This window comes from Azospirillum sp. A26 (assembly GCF_042604635.1).
GTDB classification, from domain to species: domain Bacteria; phylum Pseudomonadota; class Alphaproteobacteria; order Azospirillales; family Azospirillaceae; genus Azospirillum; species Azospirillum palustre.
This window is the reverse complement of sequence record NZ_CP170472.1, coordinates 2,325,027-2,347,231: the sequence shown is the minus strand read 5'-3', so window position 1 is coordinate 2,347,231 and position 22,205 is coordinate 2,325,027. Positions and strand designations below refer to the sequence as shown.

The following is a 22,205-nucleotide window of genomic DNA, read 5'->3' as shown; positions in this document are numbered from 1 at the left end:
CGGGATCAGAGCGGCAGCGGATCCTCCCCGGCGACGGCGCAGATCCGCTGCACCACCGCGGGCTTGGGCACTGACAGCTTGCCCTGTTCGAAGGCCACCACCTGAAGCCTGCCATGCACCGCCTCCAGCAACTCGCCCCGCCGCAGCAGGAAGTCGGGAGAGGACGGGCGGCCGAAGCGGGCATTGCCGTCGGCGAAGGTCTCGTAGATCAGCACGCCGCCCGGCTCCAGCGCCGCCAGGATGGCGGGGAAGAGCGGGCGGTGCAGGTAGTTGGTGACCACGATCCCGGCGAAGGTGCCGTCAACCGACAGGGAGTTGGGGGAAATGCCCGAGTCGCCGCTTTCCAGGTCTGCCTGAACGAGGGCGACGTTCGCGCTGCCTTCCAGATCGGCGACGCCGCCGAGGTCGCGGTCCAGCCCCATCACCGGATGGCCAAGGCGATGGAACAGGCGCAGATGCCGTCCGCCGCCGCAGGCGAGGTCGAGCACCGTCCCGCCCGCCCGCACCAGCGGGGCGAATCGCTCTACCCAGGGGGAGGGCGGCGACAGCGGATGGGGTGTGGGCATGGAGAAATTCCCTTATCCGGACTTTTTTCGATGGTGTCGGGAACGATATCACAGCAGGTACGCACGCATGGCCCGTCCGGCGTTTGACGGCGCGGCCCGGCCGTGCTGAATTAGGGCGATTCCCGAGTCGCGCCGCAACCCGGACCGGCGTGCCCGGGCTTGTCTTTCCTGCTGCGGGTCAGTTGGGGCTTGTGGGGATATGATCCTCTTCGCGTTGAGATGCTCGGCCGACCACCAGTTCGAGGCGTGGTTCCGCAACGGTGCCGCCTATGACGAACAGGCGGCGGGCCATCAGATCGCCTGCCCGATCTGCGGCGACACCGTGGTGGGCAAGGCGCCGATGGCCCCGCGCATCGCCAAGGGCGTCGCCAAGGCCGCCGACCGTGCCCGCGAACAGGCCGAGGCCGTCGCGGCGAATGCTCCGTCGCTGACGCCGCCGGCTGCTCCCGCCATTGCGGTGCCGGTCCCCCTTCCGGCGCCGATCCCCGCACCGGTCCCGCTGCCGAACGCCGCCGATGTGGTTGCCGCCCTGCCGCCGAGCCTGAACGACGCCCAGCGCGAGGCGGTGGCGGAGGTGATGCGGCAGCTGACCGAGGTGCGGCGCAGTGTGGAGAAGAACTGCGACTATGTCGGCGACCGTTTCGCCGAGGAGGCGCGACGCATCCATTACGGCGAGACCGACCCGCGTGGCATCTATGGCGAGGCGTCTGACGAGGAAGTTTCCGAACTCCACGAGGAAGGTGTGACATTTCACCGCATCCCCTGGATTCCACGCACCGACTCCTGAAGGGCAGCCGGTCCCTGCAGGGTGGCGCCACTGCGCGGCCCTGCGACTGATTCCCAACGAAACCGTTTGAAAAGCTGACTGTTTGGAAGGCGCGCCCGGCAACGGGGGCGCCTTTGCCGTATGGCGCTACAGCCTTGCCCAGGCTTGCTTTTTCGAGGCCGTCCGCCCCCTCGGAACCCACCCCATCGACCAAGGTAGGGGGTGCGCCCAACAATGATCTGTATCAAACAATTGGGCAGGTCAAGGGCGTACGAATTACGGGAAGAAACCCGGACGCGACCGCCCGGACGGCAAATGCCCGCTGATCCCGAAGACCCTGTCTTGATGGATCGCCGAAGGCTGCCGGCACTCGATGAGGGGACGCACATGAGTCAAAGCGCACAACGGATTGTGAACAATCCAAAGTTCCAGGAACTGGTGGCGAAGCGGTCCGCCTTCGCCTGGACTTTGTCGATTGCCATGCTGGTCATTTATTTCGGTTTCATCCTGCTGGTGGCGTTCGGGAAAGAGTTCCTGGGCACGCCCATCGGTTCGGGCGTTACCACCTGGGGCATGCCCATCGGCGTCTTCACCATTCTGTCCGCCTTCATCCTGACCGGCATCTATGTGCGACGGGCGAACGGCGAATTCGATGAACTGAACCGCCAGATCCTGGAGGAAACCAAGTGAGGCGCGCCGTCATCACCCGCATCGCCAGCACGGCCGCCGCGACGGCCGCCGCGGCCGGCACTTTGGTTCCCGCCTCCGTCTATGCCGCCGGCGCCGTCGACGGCGCGGTGCAGAAGCAGGCGACGAACGTCTCAGCCATTGTGATGTTCCTGGTCTTCGTGCTGTTCACGCTGGGCATCACCTACTGGGCGGCACGGCGCACCAAATCGGCCAAGGACTTCTACGCCGCCGGCGGCGGCATCACCGGCTTCCAGAACGGCCTTGCCATCGCCGGCGACTACATGTCGGCGGCCTCTTTCCTCGGCATTGCCGGCTTGGTGTACGCCAACGGCTTCGATGGCCTGATCTACTCGGTCGGCTTCCTGGTCGGCTGGCCGCTCGTGCTGTTCCTGATCGCGGAGCGGCTGCGCAACCTCGGCAAGTACACCTTCGCCGACGTCGCCTCCTACCGCTTCAAGCAGACGCCGATCCGCACGCTGTCGGCCTGCGGCTCGCTGGCGACGGTCACCTTCTACCTGATCGCTCAGATGGTCGGCGCCGGCAAGCTGATCCAGCTGCTGTTCGGTCTCGACTACATGTTCGCCGTCATCATCGTCGGCGTGCTGATGATCGGTTACGTGACCTTCGGCGGCATGCTGGCGACCACCTGGGTGCAGATCATCAAGGCGGTGCTGCTGCTGTCCGGCGCGTCCTTCATGGCCTTCATGATCCTCGCCAAGTTCGGCTTCAGCCCCGAGGCGATGTTCAAAGCCGCCGTCGACGTTCATCCGAAGGGTCTGGCCATCATGTCGCCGGGCGCCTTCGTCACCGATCCGGTCGACACCATCTCGCTCGGCCTGACCCTGATGTTCGGCACCGCCGGCCTGCCGCACATCCTGATGCGCTTCTTCACCGTCTCCGACGCCAAGGAGGCCCGCAAGTCGGTCTTCTACGCGACCGGTTTCATCGGCTACTTCTACATCCTGACCTTCATCATCGGCTTTGGCGCCATCGTGCTGATCCTGGGCAAGGACGCCAACGGTGCCTATCCATTCCTGACCGCCGCTCCGGTGGAAGGCGTCAAGGCGGCTGTCGCCTCGGTCATCGGCGGCACCAACATGGCGGCCATCCACACCGCCCATGCGGTCGGCGGCGACCTGTTCTTCGGCTTCATCTCGGCGGTCGCCTTCGCCACCATCCTGGCGGTGGTCGCGGGTCTGACGCTGGCCGGCGCCTCGGCGGTCTCCCATGACCTCTACGCCTCGGTCATCGCTCGTGGCCGCGTTAACGAAGCCGACGAGATCCGCGTGTCGAAGATCACCACGGTCGTGATCGGCATCGTCTCTATCGTTCTGGGCATCGCCTTCGAGAACCAGAACGTCGCCTTCATGGTGGGTCTGGCTTTCGCCATCGCCGCCTCGACCAACTTCCCGGTCCTGCTGATGTCGATGTTCTGGGGCAAGATGACCACCCGCGGCGCCGTCATGGGCGGTGCGATCGGCCTAATCTCCGCCTGCGTCATGATCGCGCTCGGACCGACGGTGTGGAAGGCTGTGTTGGGCCACCCGACCGCCATCATCGGCTATGCCAACCCGGGTGTGTTCTCGATCATCCTTGCCTTCGCCGGTATCTGGTTCTTCTCGATCACCGACAACAGCGCGCAGGCTGAGAAGGAGCGCCGCGACTTCGAGGACCAGTATGTCCGGTCGCAGACTGGCCTGGGTGCCGAGGGTGCGTCGGCCCACTAAGCGGTTGTCGATCAAACGATCAGGCGTTCGAACGAACCGGGCGGAGCAATAAGACCAGGGAAGGGACCGCGTCTCGCACCGCGTCCCTTCCCCCCTTCGGGGAAGGCTCAAGCCCGTGCGGTGACCGAACCACGCCGCCAAATGTCGCACCCGCTTCCGGCCTCGGGCTCGGCGGGTGTATCCTGGAAAGCGCCTCCGGATCCGGTCCGGAGGTGCTTTTTTATGCCCGCTCTTCCCGATGCCCCGCCCTCCTGTGACGGAGCCTGCCCGTGCAGCACGCGATGCCGACCGCCTCCCCGGACTTCGATTTCGGCCAGCCCCCCTTCGACCTGCTGACCGACGATCAGCGGGCGGTGCTGGCGGGGGCGCTGGACATCGCGCTCTACCCGCGCGATGCGGTCCTGCTGTCGCGGGAGGAGCCGACCGATGCGATGTTCGTCGTGCTGCGCGGCACCGTGCAGGAACGCCGCGGCGGCGAGGTGGCGGCGGTCCATGGACCCGGCGACCGTTTCGGCTTGCAGGCTCTCTATGGCGCCGCGGGTGCCGGCGCTGGCGGCAGTTCCGCCCGTCGTTTCGTCGCGGCCGAGGAGTGCGCCTGCCGCCTGATCCCGCGCCCCGCTCTGGAGGCGCTGGCGGCGGAAAATCCCGAGTTCGGTGCTGCCATCCTCGGCGATTTCGCCCAGCGCATGCGCGATCTGGCGGCCTTGCGGTCCAACCGCGAGATGGCGGCGCTGACCATGGCGCGCATCCGGCAGGCCTATCTCCACCCGCCACTGTTCCTCGACGCCGCCGCCAGCCTGCGCGATGCGGCCGAGGCAATGCGGCAGAACCGCGCCAGCAGCGTGCTGGTGCGCGGAGCGGACGGAGCGGTGGGCATCCTGACCGGCACCGACCTGCGCGACCTCGTGGTGCTGGACGGCCGGCCGGTGAGCGAGCCGGTCGGGCCGCTCGCCCGCTACGGACTGCTGACGCTGGATCGCGACGACCTGCTGTTCAATGCGCTGGTGCTGATGACCAAGCATGCGGTGCGCCGGGTGGTGGTGACGGAGAAGGGCGCCATCGTCGGGCTGTTGGGGCAAAGCGACCTGCTGGCGGTGCTGTCCAACCATTCCCAGGTCATCGGGTTGCAGGTCGAGCATGCCACCGACCCCGCCGACCTGCGCCGGGCCAGCCGCTCCATCGTCGAGCTGATCCGCACCCTGCATGCCACCGGGGTCAAGGTCTCCTTCATCGCCGATCTGGTGACCGAGCTGAACCGCCGCATCTTCCGCAAGCTGTTCGAACTGCTGGCCCCGCCGGAGCTGCTGGCCAACAGCTGCCTGATCGTGATGGGAAGCGAGGGGCGCGGCGAACAGCTGCTGAAGACCGACCAGGACAATGGACTGATCCTGCGCGACGGCTTCGACTGTCCCGAGCTGCCGAGGATTGCCGCCGATTTCACCCGCCATCTGGTGGAGTTCGGCTATCCGCCCTGTCCCGGCAACATCATGGTGTCAAACCCGGACTGGACGCGGCCGCTCGCCGGCTACAAGGACGCGCTGTTCAACTGGGTCCACCGCCCGGACGAGGCGGCGCAGATGAACCTCGCCATCTTCTACGACGCCGCTCCGGTGGCCGGCGACACCACGCTGCTGGCCGAGGCGAAGGACTATCTGCTGAGCCGGTTGCAGGACAACCAGATGTTCTTCACCCAGTTCGCCCGCCCGGCCCTGTCCTTCGACACGCCGAGCGGCCTGTTCGCCACTCTGTTCGAGCGGCGCCGGGCGGAAGCGGTGGACATCAAGAAGGCCGGCATCTTCCCCATCGTCCATGGCGTGCGGGCGCTGGCGCTGGAAAAGCACCGGGCGGAAACCAATACGGTGGAGCGCATCCAGGTGCTGGCCGAACTGGGGGCGCTGGACCGCAAGATGGCCGCCGATCTGGTGGAGGCCTTCACCATCCTGTCGACCATCCGCCTGAAGGCGCGCGTCGATCTCCCTGAGGAGGAAGGAGCGGAACAGGCGATCGACAACCTCGTCCACCCGGACCGGCTGGGCAAGCTCGACCGCGACCAGTTCAAAGACTGTCTGGGTTTGGTGAAGAGCTTCAAGGAACTGATCGCCCATCATTTCCGCCTGAACCACTGAGGCGGCGACCATGGCGCACTCCGATCACACCGACGCCGACCGCCGGGAGCATGTGGCGGTCCATTGCGAGGCGACCAGCTTCGATCCCGAGTCTGCGAGGCCGCTGACCTTCGCCGCCATCCGCATCCGCGGTCCCCGCATCCTGACTGGCAGCGCTCTGCTGCTCCATCCCGGCAGCGACATCGGAATGGCCGAGGCCGGCGCCCTGCTGCATGCCTTCATCGGCGGCCGGCCACTGGTCGGCTATTACCTGGATTTCTCCGTCGCCATGGCGGAACGCCTGACCGGCCGCCCGCTGCCGGAGGAGCGGACGGAGGTGTCGAGCCTCTATTACGACCGCAAGATCCGCAGCCTGTCGAAGCAGGCGGTCGATCTGCGGCTGGACAGTCTGGTCTATGACCTCGATCTGCCGGTACGGCCCGACGGCGCCTTCGGCATCGCGCTGACCGCAGCGATGGCGTGGCTGCGACTGACACAGGACGGGCGCTGAGGAGACGCGGACGGGTCAGAACCCGATCCGCTCCACCTCGAAGGCACGGTCGTGGGTCAGCGACGGCACCATGCCGCGGGCTTCCGCGATGCGGTCGAGGTCGAGGTCGGCGGTGATGAAACCGACATCGGTGCCGGCATCGGCCAGCACCTCGCCCCACGGCGCGATCAGCAGGGAATGGCCGTAGGTCTGGCGGCCCTGGTCGTGGCTGCCGGTCTGGGCCGGGGCGACGACGAAGCAGCCGGTCTCGATGGCGCGGGTGCGCAGCAGCGTGTGCCAGTGGGCACGGCCGGTCGGCACGGTGAAGGCGGCCGGCACCGTCAGGATCGACGCCCCCGCCTTGGCCAGCGCCCGGTAGAGATAGGCGAAGCGCACGTCGTAGCAGACGGTCATGCCGATACCGCCCCACGGGCTGGAGGCCACGACTGCCCGCTCGCCCGGCCGGAAGGTGGCCGACTCGCGGTAGGATTCGCCGTCTTTCAGCGTGACGTCGAACATGTGGATCTTGTCGTAGGAGGCGACGACCTGACCCCCGGCATCGAACAGATAGCTGCGGTTGGCGGCGCGTCCGTCCTCCAACAGGACATGCAGGGTGCCGCCCAGGATCCAGGCCCCGGTTTCCCGCGCCAGATCGGCGAAGAAGGGAATGCCGGGATGCTCCGCCTCGCTGCGGACGCGCTGCATGGTCTTGTCGCGGCCCTGGACGATCCAGCCGACATTCTCCGGCAGGGCGATGAGGTCCGCCCCGGCGTCGCGGGCGCGGCGGACGAGATCGCCCGCCGCCCGCAGGTTCGGCTCAAGCTCCGTGCCCGCATTTACCTGGATGCAGGCGGCCTTCAGCACGCCAGTGCCGGTGGCGACCCCGCTCACGCGGCGATGCCGAGCAGCGGGTCGAGCTTGCCGGCACGATCCAGCGCGTGGATGTCGTCGCTGCCGCCGTACGGCTTCCCGTCGATGAAGACCTGCGGGACGGTGGTCCGGCCTTCCGACCGCTCGATCATCTCGCTGCGGCGGCCCGGCTGGGCGTAGAGGTCGATTTCCTCGTATGTCACGCCCTTGCCGTCGAGCAGGCTCTTGGCCCGCATGCAGTAGGGACAGAAGGGCGTGGTGTAGATGACGACGTCGGCCATGCCACTGGGCTCCTTTTGGACGTGGAGAAACTATAAGGTCAACCCACGAGGGGCGCCAGACGTTGCAGCCCGCGTGCGACGCCGGTCAGCGTCGCCGGCCGTAGCCCTTTTCAAGCGTCAGCGCTGCACCACACGCGCCAGGGTCAGCACGTCGACCCGCGCCGCCCCGGCGCGCAGCAGGACCCGCGTGCATTCCGCCAGCGTCGCCCCGGTGGTCATCACGTCGTCGATCAGCACCAGCCGCTGTCCGGTCACCTGGTCCTTTGCCGATTGTCCCGGCCGCAGGCGGAAGGCGCCCTTGACGTTGCGGTGGCGCCCCTTGCGGTCCAGCCCGCCCTGGGTCGGGGTGGACCGCTGGCGTTGCAGCAGGTCGGGCGTGGCGGGGATGCCGCTGTGCCGCGACAGTGCCTGCGCCAGCAGGGCCGCCTGGTTGTAGCGGCGGCGGAACAGGCGGCCGCGGTGCAGCGGCACCGGCAGCAGCCGGTCGGCATCCGCCAGCAACTCCTTGCCGGCCCGCGCCAGCCAGATGCCATAGGATTTTGCGGCATGGATGCGGTCGCCATGCTTGAAGCCGAGAACCAGTGGCCGGCTGCCGTCGTCATAGGCCAGCACGGCACGGGCGCGGGCGAAAGGCGGCGGGGCCGCCAGACAGGCGCCGCACAGCGCGCCCTCCTGCGCCTCATACTCGAAGGGAAGGCCGCAGCAGGCGCACAGCGGCGGGGCGATGAAGGTCAGCTTGACCCAGCAGGCCGCACACAGGCCGCCCTGCCGGTCCACCGCTTCGCCGCAACTGAGACAGCGCGGCGGCAGCAGCGCGTCCAGCAGCAGGGTCGCCGCCCCGCTGGCGATGCGGCCAAGTCCGGAAAGGGGCGCTGGCGCCTGCATCGGCCAGACCCGTCACTGCAGCATGGCGATGCGTTCGAAGATCACCGCCGTATAGTCGCGCAGCGCCAGATAGATCGCCGGGCCGGTGGCGAACAGAATCAGCAGGGTGGCGAAGAACTTCATATCCTGCTGCAACGACGACTCGTTGATGTTGGTGGCGCTCTGGAACAGCATCAGCCCGGCCGACAGCAATGCCGTGATGCCCAGCGTCGGCAGCGAGATTTTCAGGATGACCATCAGCGCTTCATGACTGACGGAAATAGCCTCGTCGATGCCCATTCCGATGCCTGTCCGGTTTTCCTCCCATTCGGGAGCGGTGCTGTGGAGAAGGTTGCTGGGCTGCAAGTGTAGCACGGTTGTCGCGCCGTCGGGCTGGGGTATAGTGCGGCCATGACAAGCCCCGACAGCATGACCGTCTTCGACCGTGCGCTCGTCCGCCGCCGCCGCGACCGCGCCGTCGCCGAATTCACCGACCACGCCTTCCTGTTCGAGGAGATTGCCGACCGCCTCGCCGACCGGCTGGAGGACGTGATCCGTCCCTTTCCGCTGGCGCTGGACGTCGGCTGCCACGATGGGGCGATGGGCCGGATCCTGAAAGGCCGCAAGGGGATCGAACGGCTGGTCGCCTGCGACCTGTCGCCGGATTTCGCCCGTGCTGCCCTTGATCCCAGCAACCCCGCCGTCGCTGCCACCGTCGCCGCCGACGAGGAGTTCCTGCCCTTCGCCCCCGGCAGCTTCGATCTGGCCGTCAGCAATCTCAGCCTGCACTGGGTCAACGACCTGCCGGGCGCCCTGGTGCAGATTAGGCAGGCGCTGAAGCCCGACGGCTTCTTCTGCGCCTCCATGCTGGGCGGCCAGACCCTGGCCGAGCTGCGCCGCTGCCTGTACGAGGCGGAGATGGAGGTGTCGGGCGGCGTCTCCCCCCGCGTGTCGCCCTTCGCCGAGATCAAGGATGCCGGCGGGTTGCTGCAACGTGCCGGTTTCGCCCTGCCGGTGGTCGACAGCGACGTGATCACCGTCACCTATTCCGACGCCTTCGCCCTGATGCGCGAACTGCGCGGCATGGGCGAGACCAATGCCGTTCTGGCGCGCCGCAAGGTTCCGGCAACCCGCTCCATGCTGTTCGACGCGGCCCGGCGCTATGCCGAGCTTTATGCCGAGCCGGACGGGCGGATCCCGGTGACCTTCGAAGTGCTCTATCTCGCTGGCTGGTCGCCGCATGAGAGCCAGCAGCAGCCCCTGAAGCCCGGCAGCGGGCAGGTTCCGCTGGGCGACGCGCTGAAGGGCGGCGGTATCCACTGAAACAGGCTGAGGGGCTGGTTTACGCAACCAGCTTCCAGGCCATCCAACCCAGCACCCCGGCGTTCACCAGCATGATCGCCGGGGCGACGCGGGCGACCGCGGTGCGCCAGGTGCGGCCGGCGATGTGGCCGGCCAGCCCGACCGCCAGCAGGCTCGGCACCGTGCCGAGCGCGAAAGCCGCCATGCCGAGCGCACCGGTCAGCGCACTGCCGCTCGCCGCCGCCACCGCGATGGCGCCATAGAGCATGCCGCAGGGAATGAAGCCCAGCGCTACCCCCAGCCCATAGCCGCGCCAGCCCGTCGGGTTGCCGAACAGCGGCCGGGCAAGGCCGGACACCCGTTCGCTCCACCAGCGCTGCACCCGATTGCCGCCGAGTGACGGCGCCTTGGGGAGCCAGGACAAGACCCCGCGCGCGGCATAGCCGAGGAAGAACAGCGCCGCCAGCGCCAGCAGCGCCACCGACAGCCAGCGCAGTCCCGGCAGCGCCCCGACATGGCCGGCGACCGAGGCCGACAGCGCGCCGACCAGCGCATAGGTCGTCGCCCGGCCGGCATGATAGGGCAGCACCGCCGCCCCGGTCAGTCGCCGGAACTCCGACATTGCCGACAGCGGCACCCGCTCCAGCCGCGCCGACACCTGGGCCAGCACGAAGGGGCCGCACATGCCGGCGCAATGGGTGGTGCCGCCGACCAGTCCAGCGGTCAGCAGGGCCAGCAACAGCCCGCCGTCGCGGTCGATGACCACGGCGCACTGGTTCAGTCCGGCATCCAGCAGCGACAGGGCGTCCAAGGCAAAGCCTCTCCGGTTCGGGAACTGGCGGCGATCTTAGGGGGAGGGGAGGGGGGACCCAATGACGTGGGTCAATGGCGGACGGGCTTGCCGGGGTGTGGGGCAAAGCGACCGCGGGCAATTCTGTGCCGGTCGCTTAACCCCACGCTTCTACGCCAGCAGGCGGGCGATGGGCGGGCGGCTGGGGTGAAGGACGACGCCGTCATCGGCCGGCTCGACCTTCGCATCGGGATAGGCGGCCAGCGCATATTGCAGGGCCTGGACGAAGCGCGGCTTGAAATGCTTCATCTGGTCATAGCCGGCACCGAACTGCGCATAGAGCGACGGCCAGGAGATCGGCTGCGGCCGGCTCAGCGAATGCAGCCGGTAGGCGAGCCAGACATAGAGGTCCAGGCTCAACGAACGGTCCTTCAACTGCCGCACCGCTTCCTCCAGCAGGGGAACCGGATGGTCGCGCAGGGCCTGGAAGAAGGTCTCGTCCAACTGGACTACGTCGTTCCACAGCGTGCCCTGGCGGTCGTCGCCGAGAGCGTCGTGGAAGATCAGACCGCGCTTGACGATGCCGCCCTTCTCGAAAACGTCGGCGTCCTCGCCGTCCCAGAAGAACTTCAAGGAGCAGGCGGAGATGCGCAGCGACTGTTCGCGGAAGCCACGGAAGGTCTCGCCGCCGACGCTGATGCCCATCCGGGTCAGCCAGTCGCGCATGGAGCGGCCGAGTTCGACTTCGCGGCGGCCGGTGCGTACGGCCTGGGTTTGCAGATAGATCAGGATCATCCGCGCCCGCGCGCCATAGGGCACGCCGAACAGCTTCATCTTGCCGTTCACCTTCAGCCGGCCCGGTTCGACCAGCAGCGTCACCTGATGGCCGCGCTTTTCCCAGGGCATGTCGTCGGCCAGCTTCTTGTGCGGCAGGCTGGTCAGGCAGAAACCGCTGTAGGTGATGCCGAGATGCTGGTTCTCGTCCGCCAGGATGTCGGCGGCGATGTCCACCAGCGTCCGCTCTTCGGGCCGGACCAGGGCGCGCGCCTTGTCCCGGCCATGCTCGATCACGAGCTTGTGTATGTCGCCCATCGCGCCCTCACCCAGATGTTGTGGCATCCTGGTGAGCGGCGGCCGATGGAGTCAATGTGGGGTTAGGCGACCGTGCTAGTCGACGGTTAGTTGTTAGACTTATTAGTTGAGTCGCCGCTTGTCCCCATGGGGAAACCCCGAGTCGCGCCGCTTTTCCCCACGAATCCGCCGCTTTTCCCCAAGGGGATCAGGGTGGGCAAAGAGGCACGGTCGCTTTTCCCCACGGGCTGCGAGCGGCGACTCGCGATGGTTGCGGCGGGACTCGGGGGACAGGCGGGCGGTCGCTTAACCCCACGGCCGGGAAAGGGGAGCACCCGAAGGCGACCACCCCCTCAATGGCTCATCAGCACCGGAACCGTCATGTGCTGCAACATGAAGCGGGTCATGCCGCCCAGCACCAGTTCGCGGAAGCGCGAACGGCCGTAGGCGCCCATCACCAGCAGGTCGCAGCTTTCGTCGGCGGCCATGTTCAACAGGGTGTCGCCGGGTTCCACCACGTCGGTGGCGACATGGGTGGCCTCCACGTGGCAGCCGTGGCGGGACAGATGGCGGGCGATGTCGGCGCAGGGTTCGTCGCCCAGGCCGTTCGGGCCGGGCTTCGGATTGGCCGCCATCACCACGACGCGCTTGGCGGCGGTCAGCAGCGGCATGGCGTCGCCGATGGCGCGCGCCGCCTCGCGGCTGCCGTTCCAACCGACCAGAACCCGCTCGCCGATGCTGGAGAAACGGCCGGCATAGGGCACGACCAGAAGCGGCCGGCCGCATTCGAACAACAGGTCCGCCGGCTGGGCGACGAGCTGGTCGCGGTCGCGGTCCGGATCGGGCTGGCCGACCACGACCAGATCGGCATAACGGCCGCGCACCGCGGCGGCGATGGTCGGATCGGTTTCCTGCTCCAGCCATTCGGATCGGTCGGTCATGCCGTGGAGGCGCATGACGTCGTCGAAGGCCGCCTGCATCCGGTCCGTCTGGTCCTTGCGGCTCTGGCGGCGGCTTTCACGCAATTCCTGCGGGATTTCGGCTTCGATGTAGCCGGGGAGCACCGTGTCGGTGAAGGCATAGAGCGCGGTCAGGTGCGCATCGCACCGCGCTGCGAGCCGTGCTGCGAGGTCGAGACGCGCTGCGGACGCGGGCGTATCGTCGACGACGACCAGGAAGTCCTTGAGAGCCATGGCGTGGTTCCTGCCCAGAATGGTGATGGCTGCCCGTCATTGGGGCTTTTCATCATGGGATTTGCGGTAAGGCGGCGCCGGGTCGTGCGTCATCCTCACATCGTTATCCCCACTTGTCTTGGCAGTATAAATCCGCGCCTGTCCGCCGATGTCCTTCCATTACAGGGCACAGCCATGCCTTTGCCGCGTTCCTGCACCGCACAAGACTGATCGTTCGCCGAACATTCGACTTGGAATGCAATCGCAGGCCGCAGATACCCCGATAAAAAAACGAAATCCATTCTTCTATTCGCACAGTGAGGAGCAGAAAATCGGGATTGTGCGTTCGGCGATGGTGCAACCCGCACTTGAATGAATACTATGATATGCCCATGGACATGCAGCCGTGTCTCCGATGGATGGGCTATAGAAACGTTCAAGCTCTGTTGCACTAAGGCAGCTTTGGTTTTGACGGGCGGGTGACACTTCGCGTAAGTGTTGGGTATCGATTTCCTGATGAGTACCCCACTCTATCCTCGCCATGAGTCCTGATCCCCGAATCACCGCGCTGGCCGACGCTTTATCGGGTGCCACATCCGGCGCGCCGGGGCTCGATGCCCTGCGTCAGATTCTCGACGCCATGACGGTGAAGGTGGCGTTGATGGACCCGCAGAGGCGGCACATCTACGCCAACCGCGCCTATTTGGAGATGATGGGGACAACTCTGGAGAAGGCGGTCGGCACCACCATCGGCGACCTGCTGGGGCCGGATCTTCTGCGCAACACCGACGGGGCGGCCAAGCGCGCGCTGGCGGGCGAGACGGTGCAGACGGAAGGCTGGATCACCCAGGCCGACGGCCAGCAGCGTTACGTCACGCGGCTTCATGCGCCGCACCGGGCGGAAGACGGCGCCATCGCCGGCTATTTCGTCATCCTGCAGGACATGACCGAACGCCGGCAGGTGCAGGACGACCTGTTCCGCCTCGCCTATTACGACCCGGTGACCGGGCTGGCCAACCGCCTGATGCTGCTGAAGCATATGGCGGACTACCGCAACATGGGCGAGCCCTTCACCCTCGTCATCCTGGACATCGACCGCTTCGCGGAAATCCGCAGCAGCATGGGCCAGGGCTTCGCCAACGAGGTGCTGGACGGTCTGGCCCAGCGGATGGCGGCGCAGGCCGCCGCCTTCGACCTGATCGCCCGCGTCAGCGACCATGCCTTCGCCATGCTGGCCGGCGGCGCCTGCGACCGGCCGGTGCTGGAGGGTGCCATCGAAGAACTGGCGGCGGTGGTGCGCTCCGCCCGCTCCAGTTCGGGCGGCACGGTGTTCCTGTCCGCCAGCATCGGCGTCGCCATCGCGGCCCCGACCCACGAACGTCCCGACGACGTGCTGCGCGATGCCGAGATCGCCACCGCCCGCGCCCGTGAACAGGGCGGCGGGCGGCAGGCCTGGTTCGACCCGGCGATGCACTCCCACGTGGTCGAGCAGGTGCGGCTGGAGCACGACCTGCGCAGTGCCCTGGACAGCGGCAGCGACCTGTGGGTCGCCTATCAGCCGATCGTGGAGATGGTGACCGGCGGGCTGGCGGGGTTCGAGGCGCTGATGCGCTGGAACCACCCGGAACGCGGCAACATCCCGCCCGGCATCTTCATCCCCATCGCCGAGAGCACCGGTCTGGTCGTGTCGCTCGGCACCTGGGTGCTGCGGCAGGCCTGCTTGCAGATCGCGGAGTGGCAGGACCGCCGCGAACCGGGCTCAGCCCCGCTGTTCATGAGCGTCAACCTGTCCACCCACCAGCTGTCCGACCCCAACTTCGTCCAGGTCGTGCGCGAGGTTCTGCGCGAAACCGGGGTGGAACCGTCCTGGATCAAGCTGGAGCTGACGGAAAGTGCCGTGATGGACAAGGCGGAACAGTCGATCCGCCTGCTGCGCGATCTGCGGACGCTGGGCATCAAACTGTCGATCGACGATTTCGGCACCGGCTATTCGTCGCTGTCCTACCTGCACAAGCTGCCCATCGACAGCCTGAAGGTCGACCGCTCTTTCGTCTCCGCCATGCACCAGTCGGAGGAAAACCGCGCCATCGTCCGCATCATCATGGATCTGGCGCGTCTTCTGGGCTTCGACGTCATCGCCGAGGGCATCGAGACCAGCGCCGACGCCAACCTGCTGCGGGCGCTGGCCTGCGATTATGGCCAGGGCTACCACTTCGCCCGCCCGCTGCCGTCGGCGGACGCCGGAAAGCTGGTCGGCGGGGAGTTGCCGTGGCAGATGCCGCGGTGAGGGTGGCGGTCTGACGCCACCGCCTGCCTTCTACTTCCCCCGAACGAACTTCGGCGTCCCCGCCGTGCCGGGCAGCAAGCGGATCGCGTAGGGGCTGGTGCGCATCTGCGCCACCGCCTGGGCGGGGCCGGGCACCATCTCGTGATAGCCGACGATCAGGTCGGCGCCCTTCTGCTGCACGCTGTCGATGGCGACGCCGTAGCCGGCGCTGTCGCGCGGCCCCAGGAACACCGCCACCGCCATCCGCCCGCCGGGCAGGGAGGACGGGGCCGGCTCGCCGACCCGTGCCCACAGTGCCGACCATTCGCCGCTGTCGCGGGCGACGACATAGGCGCGCTCGGCTGCGCTGCTGTGGTCGCCCTGCCAGACGGTGCCGGCCTCCGCCTGCGCCGGCAGCAGGTTGCCGTCGGCGCGGTCGTTGCCGCCCTGGCAGGAGGCCAGCAGAAGGGCAGGGGCGAACAGCAGCGGGATCAGATGTGGGATTGGATGTGGGGTCAGGCGGGGACGGGACGGCAGCTTCATGGGACGGTCAAGCGCTCCGCGGCAGGATCGTCTCGACCAGCGACGCCCAATAGCTGGCACCGGTGGTCAGGATCGCGTCGTTGAAGTCGTAATGCGGGTTGTGCAGACGGCATGAGGACCCAAGATGCCCGCCATGGCCAAGCCAGATGTAGGCGCCTGGCCGCTCCTTCAGCATATAGCCGAAATCCTCCGCCGCCATGGTCGGGTCCGGCGCCCAGACCACATTCTCCTCGCCAACCACCTTGGCGGCGGCGGCGGCGGCGATGCGCGCCTCCGGCTCGCTGTTGACCGTGGCGGGATAGCCGGGGCGGAAGCGCAACTCCGCCGTGGCACCCAGACCTTCGGCGATGCTGGTGACGAGGCGGCCGAACTGCTCCTGGATGCGGCTGTGGTTCTCTTCGGAGAAGGTGCGCATGGTGCCGCGCATCCGCGCGCTGTCGGGGATGACGTTGGCCGCGGTCCCGGCCTCCACCACCGTGATCGACACGACGGCACTCTCGGCCGGGTTGGTGCCGCGGCTGACCAGGCTCTGCGCCGCGGTGACGATGTGGGCCGACACGAGGACCGGATCGATGCCGCGATGGGGCATGGCGGCGTGGGCGCCGTGGCCGGTCACATGGATTTCGAACTGGTTGGCCGCGGCCATCACCGGGCCGGGATGTACGGCGATCCGGCCGGCCGGAAGCTCCGGCCAATTGTGCAGGCCATAGACCTGCTCGCAGTCGAACTGCTGGAACAGCCCGTCGTCGATCATCCGTTTCGCCCCACCCAGGCCTTCCTCGGCCGGCTGGAAGATGAAGTGGACGGTGCCGTCGAAGTTGCGGGTCTCCGCCAGATAGCGGGCGGCACCCAGCAGCATGGCGGTGTGCCCGTCATGGCCGCAGGCGTGCATCTTGCCGGCATGGCGCGAGGCATGGTCGAAGTCGTTGGCCTCCGGCATCGGCAGCGCATCCATGTCGGCGCGCAGCCCGATGGTCCGGCCGCTGCCGGTGCCCAGCCCCGTCAGCGTGCCGACCACGCCGGTCCCGCCCAGGCCGCGATGCACCGCGATGCCGAACTCCGCCAGCTTCGTGGCGACGATGTCGGAGGTCCGCTTTTCCTCGAACCCCAGTTCCGGGTGGGCATGGATGTCGCGCCGCCACGCGGTCATGTCGTCCTGGAAGGCGGCGATGCGGTTGTTGATCGGCATGTCTCTGACGTCTGGTTGGAACGGCCGGAGGACGTTCGGGGAAGACCGGGTGAGGAAGGCTGAGGGTCGGGGACCGTCCGCTCAGCCGGAAGCGGCCAAATCGGGAACCGACATTCCGCGCTGGACCGCCGGCCTTGCGGCGACGGTGTCGTGCCAGCGCTTCAGGTTGGGGAACCGCTCCAGCAGTCCGCCGCCCGCCACCGCCGCGGCGGCGATGAAGGGGAAGCAGGCGATGTCGGCGATGGAGTAGGAGGCGCCGGCCAGATGCTCCGCCGCGCCCAGGCGCTCCTCCAGCGCCGCATAGCAACGCATCAGCTCGCCCTTGTACAGGTCGATGGCATGGGGGATGCGGTCGGGGGAGCGGGCGGCGAAGCGCTGCATGTCGATGGCGGTGGGGCCGAGGTCGCTGATGCCCAGCATGAACCAGCTCATCGCCTCGGCCCGCTCGTCCTCATCCTCGGGCAGCAGCCGGCCGGTGCGCTCGGCGAAATGCAGCAGGATGGCGCCGGAGCCGAACAGGCGCCGCACCCGGCCGCCCGGAAGCTCTTCCGCCAGCGCCGGGATCTTGGTGATCGGGCTGACCGCCAGGAAGTCCGGCCGCTTGTTCTCGCCGGCGGCCAGATCGACACGGTGGACGGTGTAGGGCAGTCCCAACTCCTCCAGCAGGATGGAGGCCTTGCGTCCGTTGGGCGTGGGAAAGCTGTAGAGCGTGAGCATGCTGTGACGGTCCCTGCGCTCCGTCCGGGGGCGGATCCCTGGGAGCGATGGCGCCAGTCTGGCCGATTTGCGCGGCGAACGCCAGCGACAGCACTGCCGATCCGGGCCTTCCATCCGTCAGGACTAGAGTGTGATCGCTTCAAGCGGAATCGCTTGAAGCGTGAATCGCACGGAAAACCAAAAGCCTAGAGTCTGTCTGGTGCTTCAAGTAAGCATCAGACAGACTCTAGAACAGCGGGGCGCAGCCGTCCGGCTTCACGATGCGCGTGGCCGACGGCGGGTTGGCCGCCAGCTTCGCCGCCGGGCGGATCGGCCGTCGCACCAGCTCGCCCCCGCAATTCGGGCAGCGCTCCCCCGGCAGGCGGGCGCGGCAGTCGGCGCAGAAGGTGCATTCGAAGGAACAGATATAGGCGTCCGTCGCCTCGGGCGGCAGGTCGCGGTCGCAGCATTCGCAGTTGGGGCGCAGGTCCAGCATGGCACGGTCTCCGGCTCGGGGGTGTGCCAGGGAGAATAGCGGGCTTCGTGCGCCGGGGTGAGTGGCGCTAATGCCGGTGGGCGTCAAAATCCCGCCAAAGCGACATGCGCTCCCGTGCCCTCCGGGAGGGGAGGCTACATCGCCTCCGCCCGGCGGCCGAACAGGGCACGCAACTTGCGGCCGATGGCGCCGCCCAGCATGCCGTGGCCGCCCCCCGCCTTCGGGAACCAGCCGGGGTCGTCGGTCTGGAAGCGGCGGACGACATGCACGAAGGCATCGACGACGTCGGGGTCGAAGTCGCGGCCCGACCGTTCGACGATCCAGGCCATCGCATCCTCCACCGCCCAGGCGCTGCGGTACTGGCGGCTGCTGATCAGCGCATCGAACACGTCGGCCACCGCCATGATGCGGGCGCCGATGGGGATGGCGCTGCCGCGTAGCCCCTCCTGATAGCCCGATCCGTCGTAGCGCTCATGGTGGTAGCGTGCGATCTCCGCCGCGATGGACAGCAGCGACCGGCCACGCAGCGGCACCGCCGCCTCGGCCAGGATGCGGTGGCCGATCTCGGTGTGGCGCTGGATCATCTGCATGTCGATGCCGGTCAACTCGCCCGGCATGCCCAGCGTCTCGTCCGACACGCTCAGCATGCCGACATCGTGCAGCAGGGCCGCCAGCCCGACCTTCTCGACGAAGTCGGCGTCAAGCTCGTCCCGGAACTTCTCGCGCTGGTGCAGCTCGCGGGCGATGGAGCCCACCAGCTTCTCGATGCGCTGAAGATGGCCGGTGGCGGCGTTGTCCTTGTATTCGGCCAGCGCCCCCATCGCCAGGACGGTCGCCTTCTGCGAGGTGTTCAACTCCTCGATCAGCAGGGCGTTCTCAAAGGCGATGGAGCATTTGTTGCGGAACAGCTCCATCAGCTGCCATTCGCGGGCGGTGCCGTCGTTGCGGCCCTCGACATAGATCATGCCGGTGATGCCGCCGTTGGCGCGCAGGCGCAGCGCGCAGAAATCCAGCTCGATGATCGTCTCGCTGCTGGGCGACAGCCGCTCCAGCGCCGCCTCCACCCGCGGTTCGCCAAGCTCCGCGACCTCCACGTCCTTCCATTTGGCGAAGCGGCCGGTGGAGGCGCGCACGCGGATCTTGCGGTCGCGCGGCAGCGTGTCGCCCTGGATGCACAGGAGCGCATGGTGGCCGATGCCGAGCAGTCCGACGACGCGCGGCAGGATGTTGGGGAACAGCACGTCGGGCGTGCGCATCTCCAAGAGGCCGGTGGTGGCCACCAGCATGCGGGCCAGCCCCTTGCGTCCCGCCGCCAGCGCCTGGAGGCTGGCGAAGGTGCGCAACTGGCCGGCGACGGCGGTGCGCAAGGCGCGCGGCGTCAGGTCCGCCTTGACCCGCCAGTCGCCGACGTCGTTGGCGGCGATGGCCTCATCCTCGCTTCCAGCATTCCCGCCTTCGGTTTCCGCATCCCGCTCGTCGGTGCAGACCAGGATGCGGGTGCGCTGGTTGCCCAGTTCACGCCGCAGATAGGCCACCAGTTCCAACCCCGCCTTCGGGCCTTCCAGTGCGGTCTCCAGCAGGATCAGGGCGGTGTCGGGATGCCGCTGCAGGGCGTCGCGCGCCTCGGCGGCGGAGGTGGCGCCGGTCAGGTCGACCCCGGCGCCGTCGATCGACAATCCTTCCACCGCCGACCGTGCCTTGGCCAGCAGCGACGGATCGGAATCGACGACCAGAACCTTGAACGGTGGTTTGGCGACCGGATCGGCCATCTCCGGCCGTGCATCGTCGTGGAGCATGGCATTCCCAGCAGTTGCGCGCCTGTGGTACGCGTCCGGCAAAGTAATCCCATTGCGTGATTCATTCAACCGACGACAAGTGCCGCCAAGACCTCCGATGCTAGCAGGCTGGGGTTGACCGGCTTGGAGATCACCCGCGACACACCCAGCTTGGCGAAGGCGGCGGAGGTCAGTTCTGCCGGCACCTTGTCGTCGATGGCCGACAGGATGACCACCGGCATCTCCGGGCGCAGCGTCCGTGCGGCCTTGATGACTTCGAACCCGTCATGGTCGGGCATGATGATGTCGGTGAGGACGAGGTCGAACTGTTGGACGTAAAGGATGCCGATGGCTTCCGGGGCGCTGGCGCACAGGGTCAGGTCATGGCCTTCAGGGGTCAGGATCGCGCGGATCAGGTTGCGCGTGACCGGATCGTCTTCCACCACCAGTAGCTTGGCCATGCCAATCCCCGTCGCGTTCATGCCGGGCGCAGGTATAGGGTGAACCCCTGGTTACGCCAGCGGCAAGTTTATGACCCGCCATTGTGCTTGTGCGTGTCAAAATGTCACGCGGCGAGCAGGGCGGCCTGTGAGAAACGAGCCTGCACCGGCCCGGCGGTCTTGGAATGGTCAGTCCGTTTGGGGTAGTGTCCGCCCGCACCCCACGGACCAACAACGAGCAGACGCAAGACCGATGTTGCTTCCCAACGCCGTCCGCCGATTTGCCGGGGCCGTCTTTGCCGGTTCTGTCGTCTCTTCCATTCTCGCCGCCGGCTTTCTGGCTGCCGGCGTGACCGCCGCGCCGGCCGCCGCGGCCGACCCGCGCCATCTCGGCACCTTCAAGGACTGGAACGCGTTCCTGTTCGAGGAGAAGGGCCAGAAGGTGTGCTACATCTCCAGCCAGCCCAAGAAGTCGGAGCCGAAGGCGAAGCGCGGCGACATCTACACGCTGGTCACCCACCGCCCGGCGGAAAAGGCCTTGGATGTCGTCAGCGTCATCGTCGGCTATCCGTTCAAGAAGGGCAGCGAGGCCGAGGTCAGCATCGACGGCAAGGACTTCAAGCTGTTCACCGACGGCGAGACCGCCTGGGCCCGCGATGCCGACGCCGACCGCGCTGTGACCGCGGCGCTGCGCAACGGCAAGCAGATGGTGGTGAAGGGCGTGTCCGGCCGCGGTACCAAGACGACCGACACCTACAGCCTGGCCGGTGTCGGACAGGCCTATGACGCGATCAACGAGGCCTGCGGCGTGAAGCGCTGATCGCCGCAGCGGATTACTTGGTCTTTTTGCCTTCGAGTCTTTTGACTCCGCGCGCTCATGGCCCTATGTAATGGGGCCATGAGCGCCTCCAATCATGCCTCCGCCTTCGTTCTGCCGGCGACCGATGCCGACGGACGCAAGAACCTTGTCGGCCTGTCCCGCGAAGAGCTGGAAGCCGAGATGCTGTCGATCGGCCTGGAAAAGTTCCGGGCACGCCAGCTCTGGCACTGGCTCTACCATCGCGGCTCCACCGATTTCGCCGAGATGACCACACTGGCCAAGCCGGTGCGGGAAAAGCTGGCCGATGCCTACATCGTGGCACGGCCGACGGTGGTGACGGATCTGAAGTCGGCGGACGGCACCCGCAAGTGGCTGCTGCGCATGCCCGACGGGCAGGAGGTGGAGAGCGTCCACATCCCCGAAGAGGACCGCGGCACGCTCTGCGTCTCCTCCCAGGTCGGCTGCACGCTGACCTGCCGCTTCTGCCACACCGGCACGCAGCGTCTGGTGCGCAACCTGGACGCGGCGGAGATCCTGGCGCAGGTGATGCTGGCGCGCGACATGCTGGGCGAATGGCCGGCACCGCCCGACGGGCGCATGCTGTCCAACATCGTCATGATGGGCATGGGCGAACCGCTGTTCAATTACGACAACGTCGCCAAGGCGTTGAAGATCGTGATGGACGGCGACGGCATCTCGATCTCCAAGCGGCGCATCACGCTGTCGACCTCCGGCGTCGTGCCGATGATGGAGCGTTGCGGCCAGGAGTTGAACGTGAACCTCGCGGTCAGCCTGCATGCGGTGACCGACGAGCTGCGCGACATCATCATGCCCATCAACCGCAAATACCCGCTGCGCGAGCTGATGGACGCCTGCCGGAACTATCCGGGCCTGTCGAACGCCCGCCGCATCACCTTCGAATATGTGATGCTGAAGGGAATCAACGACACGCCGGCCGATGCGCGGGCGCTGGTGAAGCTGCTGGAAGGCGTTCCGGCCAAGATCAACCTGATCCCCTTCAACGAATGGCCGGGCGCGCCCTACGAGCGGTCGACCGCGAAGGCGATCCAGGTGTTCGGCGACATCGTCAACAATGCCGGCTATGCCAGCCCGGTGCGCACCCCGCGCGGCGAGGACATCATGGCCGCCTGCGGCCAGTTGAAGAGCGCCAGCCTGCGCCTGACCGCCGCCGAACGCGCCGCCATCGCCAACGTCATCGCGGAGAAGGACGCGGCGCTGGCGTCCTGACGACCGACGGGCGGAATTCCCGCCCCGCCGGCTGCCGG

At 67.4% G+C, this 22,205-nt stretch carries 23 protein-coding genes; 9 read left to right on the top strand and 14 right to left on the bottom strand.

The genetic code is table 11. The features are described from left to right. Positions 1-5: 5 nt before the first annotated feature. Positions 6-566, bottom strand: a complete 561-nt coding sequence (locus ABNQ39_RS11815; protein WP_376957791.1) for a class I SAM-dependent methyltransferase — start codon at positions 564-566, stop codon at positions 6-8. 199 nt (positions 567-765) lie between these two features. Between ABNQ39_RS11815 and ABNQ39_RS11810 the strand changes: the two genes are divergently transcribed. The 5 genes from ABNQ39_RS11810 (at position 766) to ABNQ39_RS11790 (ending at position 6,365) form a co-directional block, all read left to right on the top strand. After that, complete coding sequence (locus tag ABNQ39_RS11810) at positions 766-1,353, top strand: DUF1178 family protein (protein WP_376957790.1); 588 nt, start codon at positions 766-768, stop codon at positions 1,351-1,353. A gap of 366 nt (positions 1,354-1,719) precedes the next feature. Next, positions 1,720-2,022 (top strand): DUF485 domain-containing protein, encoded by a 303-nt coding sequence (locus ABNQ39_RS11805; protein ID WP_376959781.1) that lies wholly within the window; start codon positions 1,720-1,722, stop codon positions 2,020-2,022. Further along, a complete protein-coding gene (locus tag ABNQ39_RS11800; protein WP_376957789.1) occupies positions 2,019-3,749 on the top strand; it encodes a cation acetate symporter in 1,731 nt (576 codons plus the stop codon). The genes ABNQ39_RS11805 and ABNQ39_RS11800 overlap by 4 nt, the downstream gene beginning before the upstream one ends. Before the next feature lie 269 nt (positions 3,750-4,018). Beyond that, positions 4,019-5,875, top strand: a complete 1,857-nt coding sequence (locus tag ABNQ39_RS11795) for a DUF294 nucleotidyltransferase-like domain-containing protein (RefSeq protein ID WP_376957788.1) — start codon at positions 4,019-4,021, stop codon at positions 5,873-5,875. 10 nt (positions 5,876-5,885) lie between these two features. After that, positions 5,886-6,365 carry a DNA polymerase III gene (locus ABNQ39_RS11790; RefSeq protein ID WP_376957787.1) on the top strand — a complete coding sequence of 160 codons (480 nt, stop codon included), beginning with the start codon at positions 5,886-5,888 and terminating at the stop codon, positions 6,363-6,365. Between the two features lie 15 nt (positions 6,366-6,380). Here ABNQ39_RS11790 and ABNQ39_RS11785 read toward each other — a convergent pair whose 3' ends face one another. The 4 genes from ABNQ39_RS11785 to ABNQ39_RS11770 all read right to left on the bottom strand — a co-directional run bounded on the left by ABNQ39_RS11785 (position 6,381) and on the right by ABNQ39_RS11770 (position 8,659). After that, on the bottom strand, positions 6,381-7,235 hold the full coding sequence (locus ABNQ39_RS11785; protein ID WP_376957786.1) for a carbon-nitrogen hydrolase family protein: 855 nt from the start codon (positions 7,233-7,235) through the stop codon (positions 6,381-6,383). Then, positions 7,232-7,495, bottom strand: coding sequence for a glutaredoxin 3 (gene grxC, locus ABNQ39_RS11780; RefSeq protein WP_098738817.1), 264 nt, complete (start codon positions 7,493-7,495; stop codon positions 7,232-7,234). The genes ABNQ39_RS11785 and grxC overlap by 4 nt, the downstream gene beginning before the upstream one ends. Positions 7,496-7,612: 117 nt before the next feature. Further along, a complete protein-coding gene (locus ABNQ39_RS11775) occupies positions 7,613-8,380 on the bottom strand; it encodes a ComF family protein (protein ID WP_376957785.1) in 768 nt (255 codons plus the stop codon). Positions 8,381-8,392: 12 nt separating this feature from the next. Beyond that, on the bottom strand, positions 8,393-8,659 hold the full coding sequence (locus tag ABNQ39_RS11770; protein WP_174473587.1) for a flagellar biosynthetic protein FliQ: 267 nt from the start codon (positions 8,657-8,659) through the stop codon (positions 8,393-8,395). Between the two features lie 111 nt (positions 8,660-8,770). Here ABNQ39_RS11770 and ABNQ39_RS11765 point away from each other — a divergent pair, with 111 nt between their 5' ends. Further along, positions 8,771-9,682, top strand: a complete 912-nt coding sequence (locus ABNQ39_RS11765; RefSeq protein ID WP_376957784.1) for a methyltransferase domain-containing protein — start codon at positions 8,771-8,773, stop codon at positions 9,680-9,682. 19 nt (positions 9,683-9,701) lie between these two features. Here the strand turns inward: ABNQ39_RS11765 and ABNQ39_RS11760 are convergent, their stop codons facing one another. The 3 genes from ABNQ39_RS11760 to ABNQ39_RS11750 form a co-directional block, all read right to left on the bottom strand. Further along, a complete protein-coding gene (locus ABNQ39_RS11760; RefSeq protein WP_098738821.1) occupies positions 9,702-10,472 on the bottom strand; it encodes a sulfite exporter TauE/SafE family protein in 771 nt (256 codons plus the stop codon). A 150-nt stretch (positions 10,473-10,622) separates the two neighbouring features. Beyond that, complete coding sequence (locus ABNQ39_RS11755; protein ID WP_376957783.1) at positions 10,623-11,543, bottom strand: replication protein RepA; 921 nt, start codon at positions 11,541-11,543, stop codon at positions 10,623-10,625. A gap of 332 nt (positions 11,544-11,875) precedes the next feature. Beyond that, positions 11,876-12,715 carry a universal stress protein gene (locus ABNQ39_RS11750; protein WP_376957782.1) on the bottom strand — a complete coding sequence of 280 codons (840 nt, stop codon included), beginning with the start codon at positions 12,713-12,715 and terminating at the stop codon, positions 11,876-11,878. Positions 12,716-13,235: 520 nt separating this feature from the next. Between ABNQ39_RS11750 and ABNQ39_RS11745 the strand changes: the two genes are divergently transcribed. Then, positions 13,236-14,981, top strand: coding sequence for a putative bifunctional diguanylate cyclase/phosphodiesterase (locus tag ABNQ39_RS11745; protein WP_376957781.1), 1,746 nt, complete (start codon positions 13,236-13,238; stop codon positions 14,979-14,981). Positions 14,982-15,011: 30 nt separating this feature from the next. On the opposite strand, the gene ABNQ39_RS11740 is transcribed toward ABNQ39_RS11745, so the two are convergent. The 6 genes from ABNQ39_RS11740 to ABNQ39_RS11715 all read right to left on the bottom strand — a co-directional run bounded on the left by ABNQ39_RS11740 (position 15,012) and on the right by ABNQ39_RS11715 (position 20,120). After that, positions 15,012-15,503, bottom strand: coding sequence for a protease complex subunit PrcB family protein (locus tag ABNQ39_RS11740; RefSeq protein WP_376957780.1), 492 nt, complete (start codon positions 15,501-15,503; stop codon positions 15,012-15,014). A gap of 7 nt (positions 15,504-15,510) precedes the next feature. Then, positions 15,511-16,692 (bottom strand): M20 aminoacylase family protein, encoded by a 1,182-nt coding sequence (locus ABNQ39_RS11735; RefSeq protein WP_376957779.1) that lies wholly within the window; start codon positions 16,690-16,692, stop codon positions 15,511-15,513. Positions 16,693-16,773: 81 nt separating this feature from the next. Further along, the gene (locus ABNQ39_RS11730; protein WP_098738827.1) at positions 16,774-17,409 is read right to left on the bottom strand and encodes a glutathione S-transferase family protein; all 636 of its coding nucleotides are present in this window, start codon (positions 17,407-17,409) and stop codon (positions 16,774-16,776) included. A gap of 226 nt (positions 17,410-17,635) precedes the next feature. After that, positions 17,636-17,884, bottom strand: a complete 249-nt coding sequence (locus ABNQ39_RS11725; RefSeq protein WP_376957778.1) for a DUF1272 domain-containing protein — start codon at positions 17,882-17,884, stop codon at positions 17,636-17,638. Between the two features lie 134 nt (positions 17,885-18,018). After that, complete coding sequence (locus tag ABNQ39_RS11720; protein ID WP_376957777.1) at positions 18,019-19,680, bottom strand: HD domain-containing phosphohydrolase; 1,662 nt, start codon at positions 19,678-19,680, stop codon at positions 18,019-18,021. A 65-nt stretch (positions 19,681-19,745) separates the two neighbouring features. After that, positions 19,746-20,120 carry a response regulator gene (locus ABNQ39_RS11715; protein WP_376957776.1) on the bottom strand — a complete coding sequence of 125 codons (375 nt, stop codon included), beginning with the start codon at positions 20,118-20,120 and terminating at the stop codon, positions 19,746-19,748. A 232-nt stretch (positions 20,121-20,352) separates the two neighbouring features. On the opposite strand from ABNQ39_RS11715, the gene ABNQ39_RS11710 reads away from it, so the two are divergent. Together ABNQ39_RS11710 and rlmN are read left to right on the top strand one after the other, a co-directional pair. Continuing rightward, the gene (locus ABNQ39_RS11710) at positions 20,353-20,919 is read left to right on the top strand and encodes an invasion associated locus B family protein (protein ID WP_098738831.1); all 567 of its coding nucleotides are present in this window, start codon (positions 20,353-20,355) and stop codon (positions 20,917-20,919) included. 78 nt (positions 20,920-20,997) lie between these two features. Then, positions 20,998-22,167 carry a 23S rRNA (adenine(2503)-C(2))-methyltransferase RlmN gene (rlmN, locus tag ABNQ39_RS11705; protein ID WP_376957775.1) on the top strand — a complete coding sequence of 390 codons (1,170 nt, stop codon included), beginning with the start codon at positions 20,998-21,000 and terminating at the stop codon, positions 22,165-22,167. The last annotated feature ends 38 nt before the right edge of the window (positions 22,168-22,205 follow it).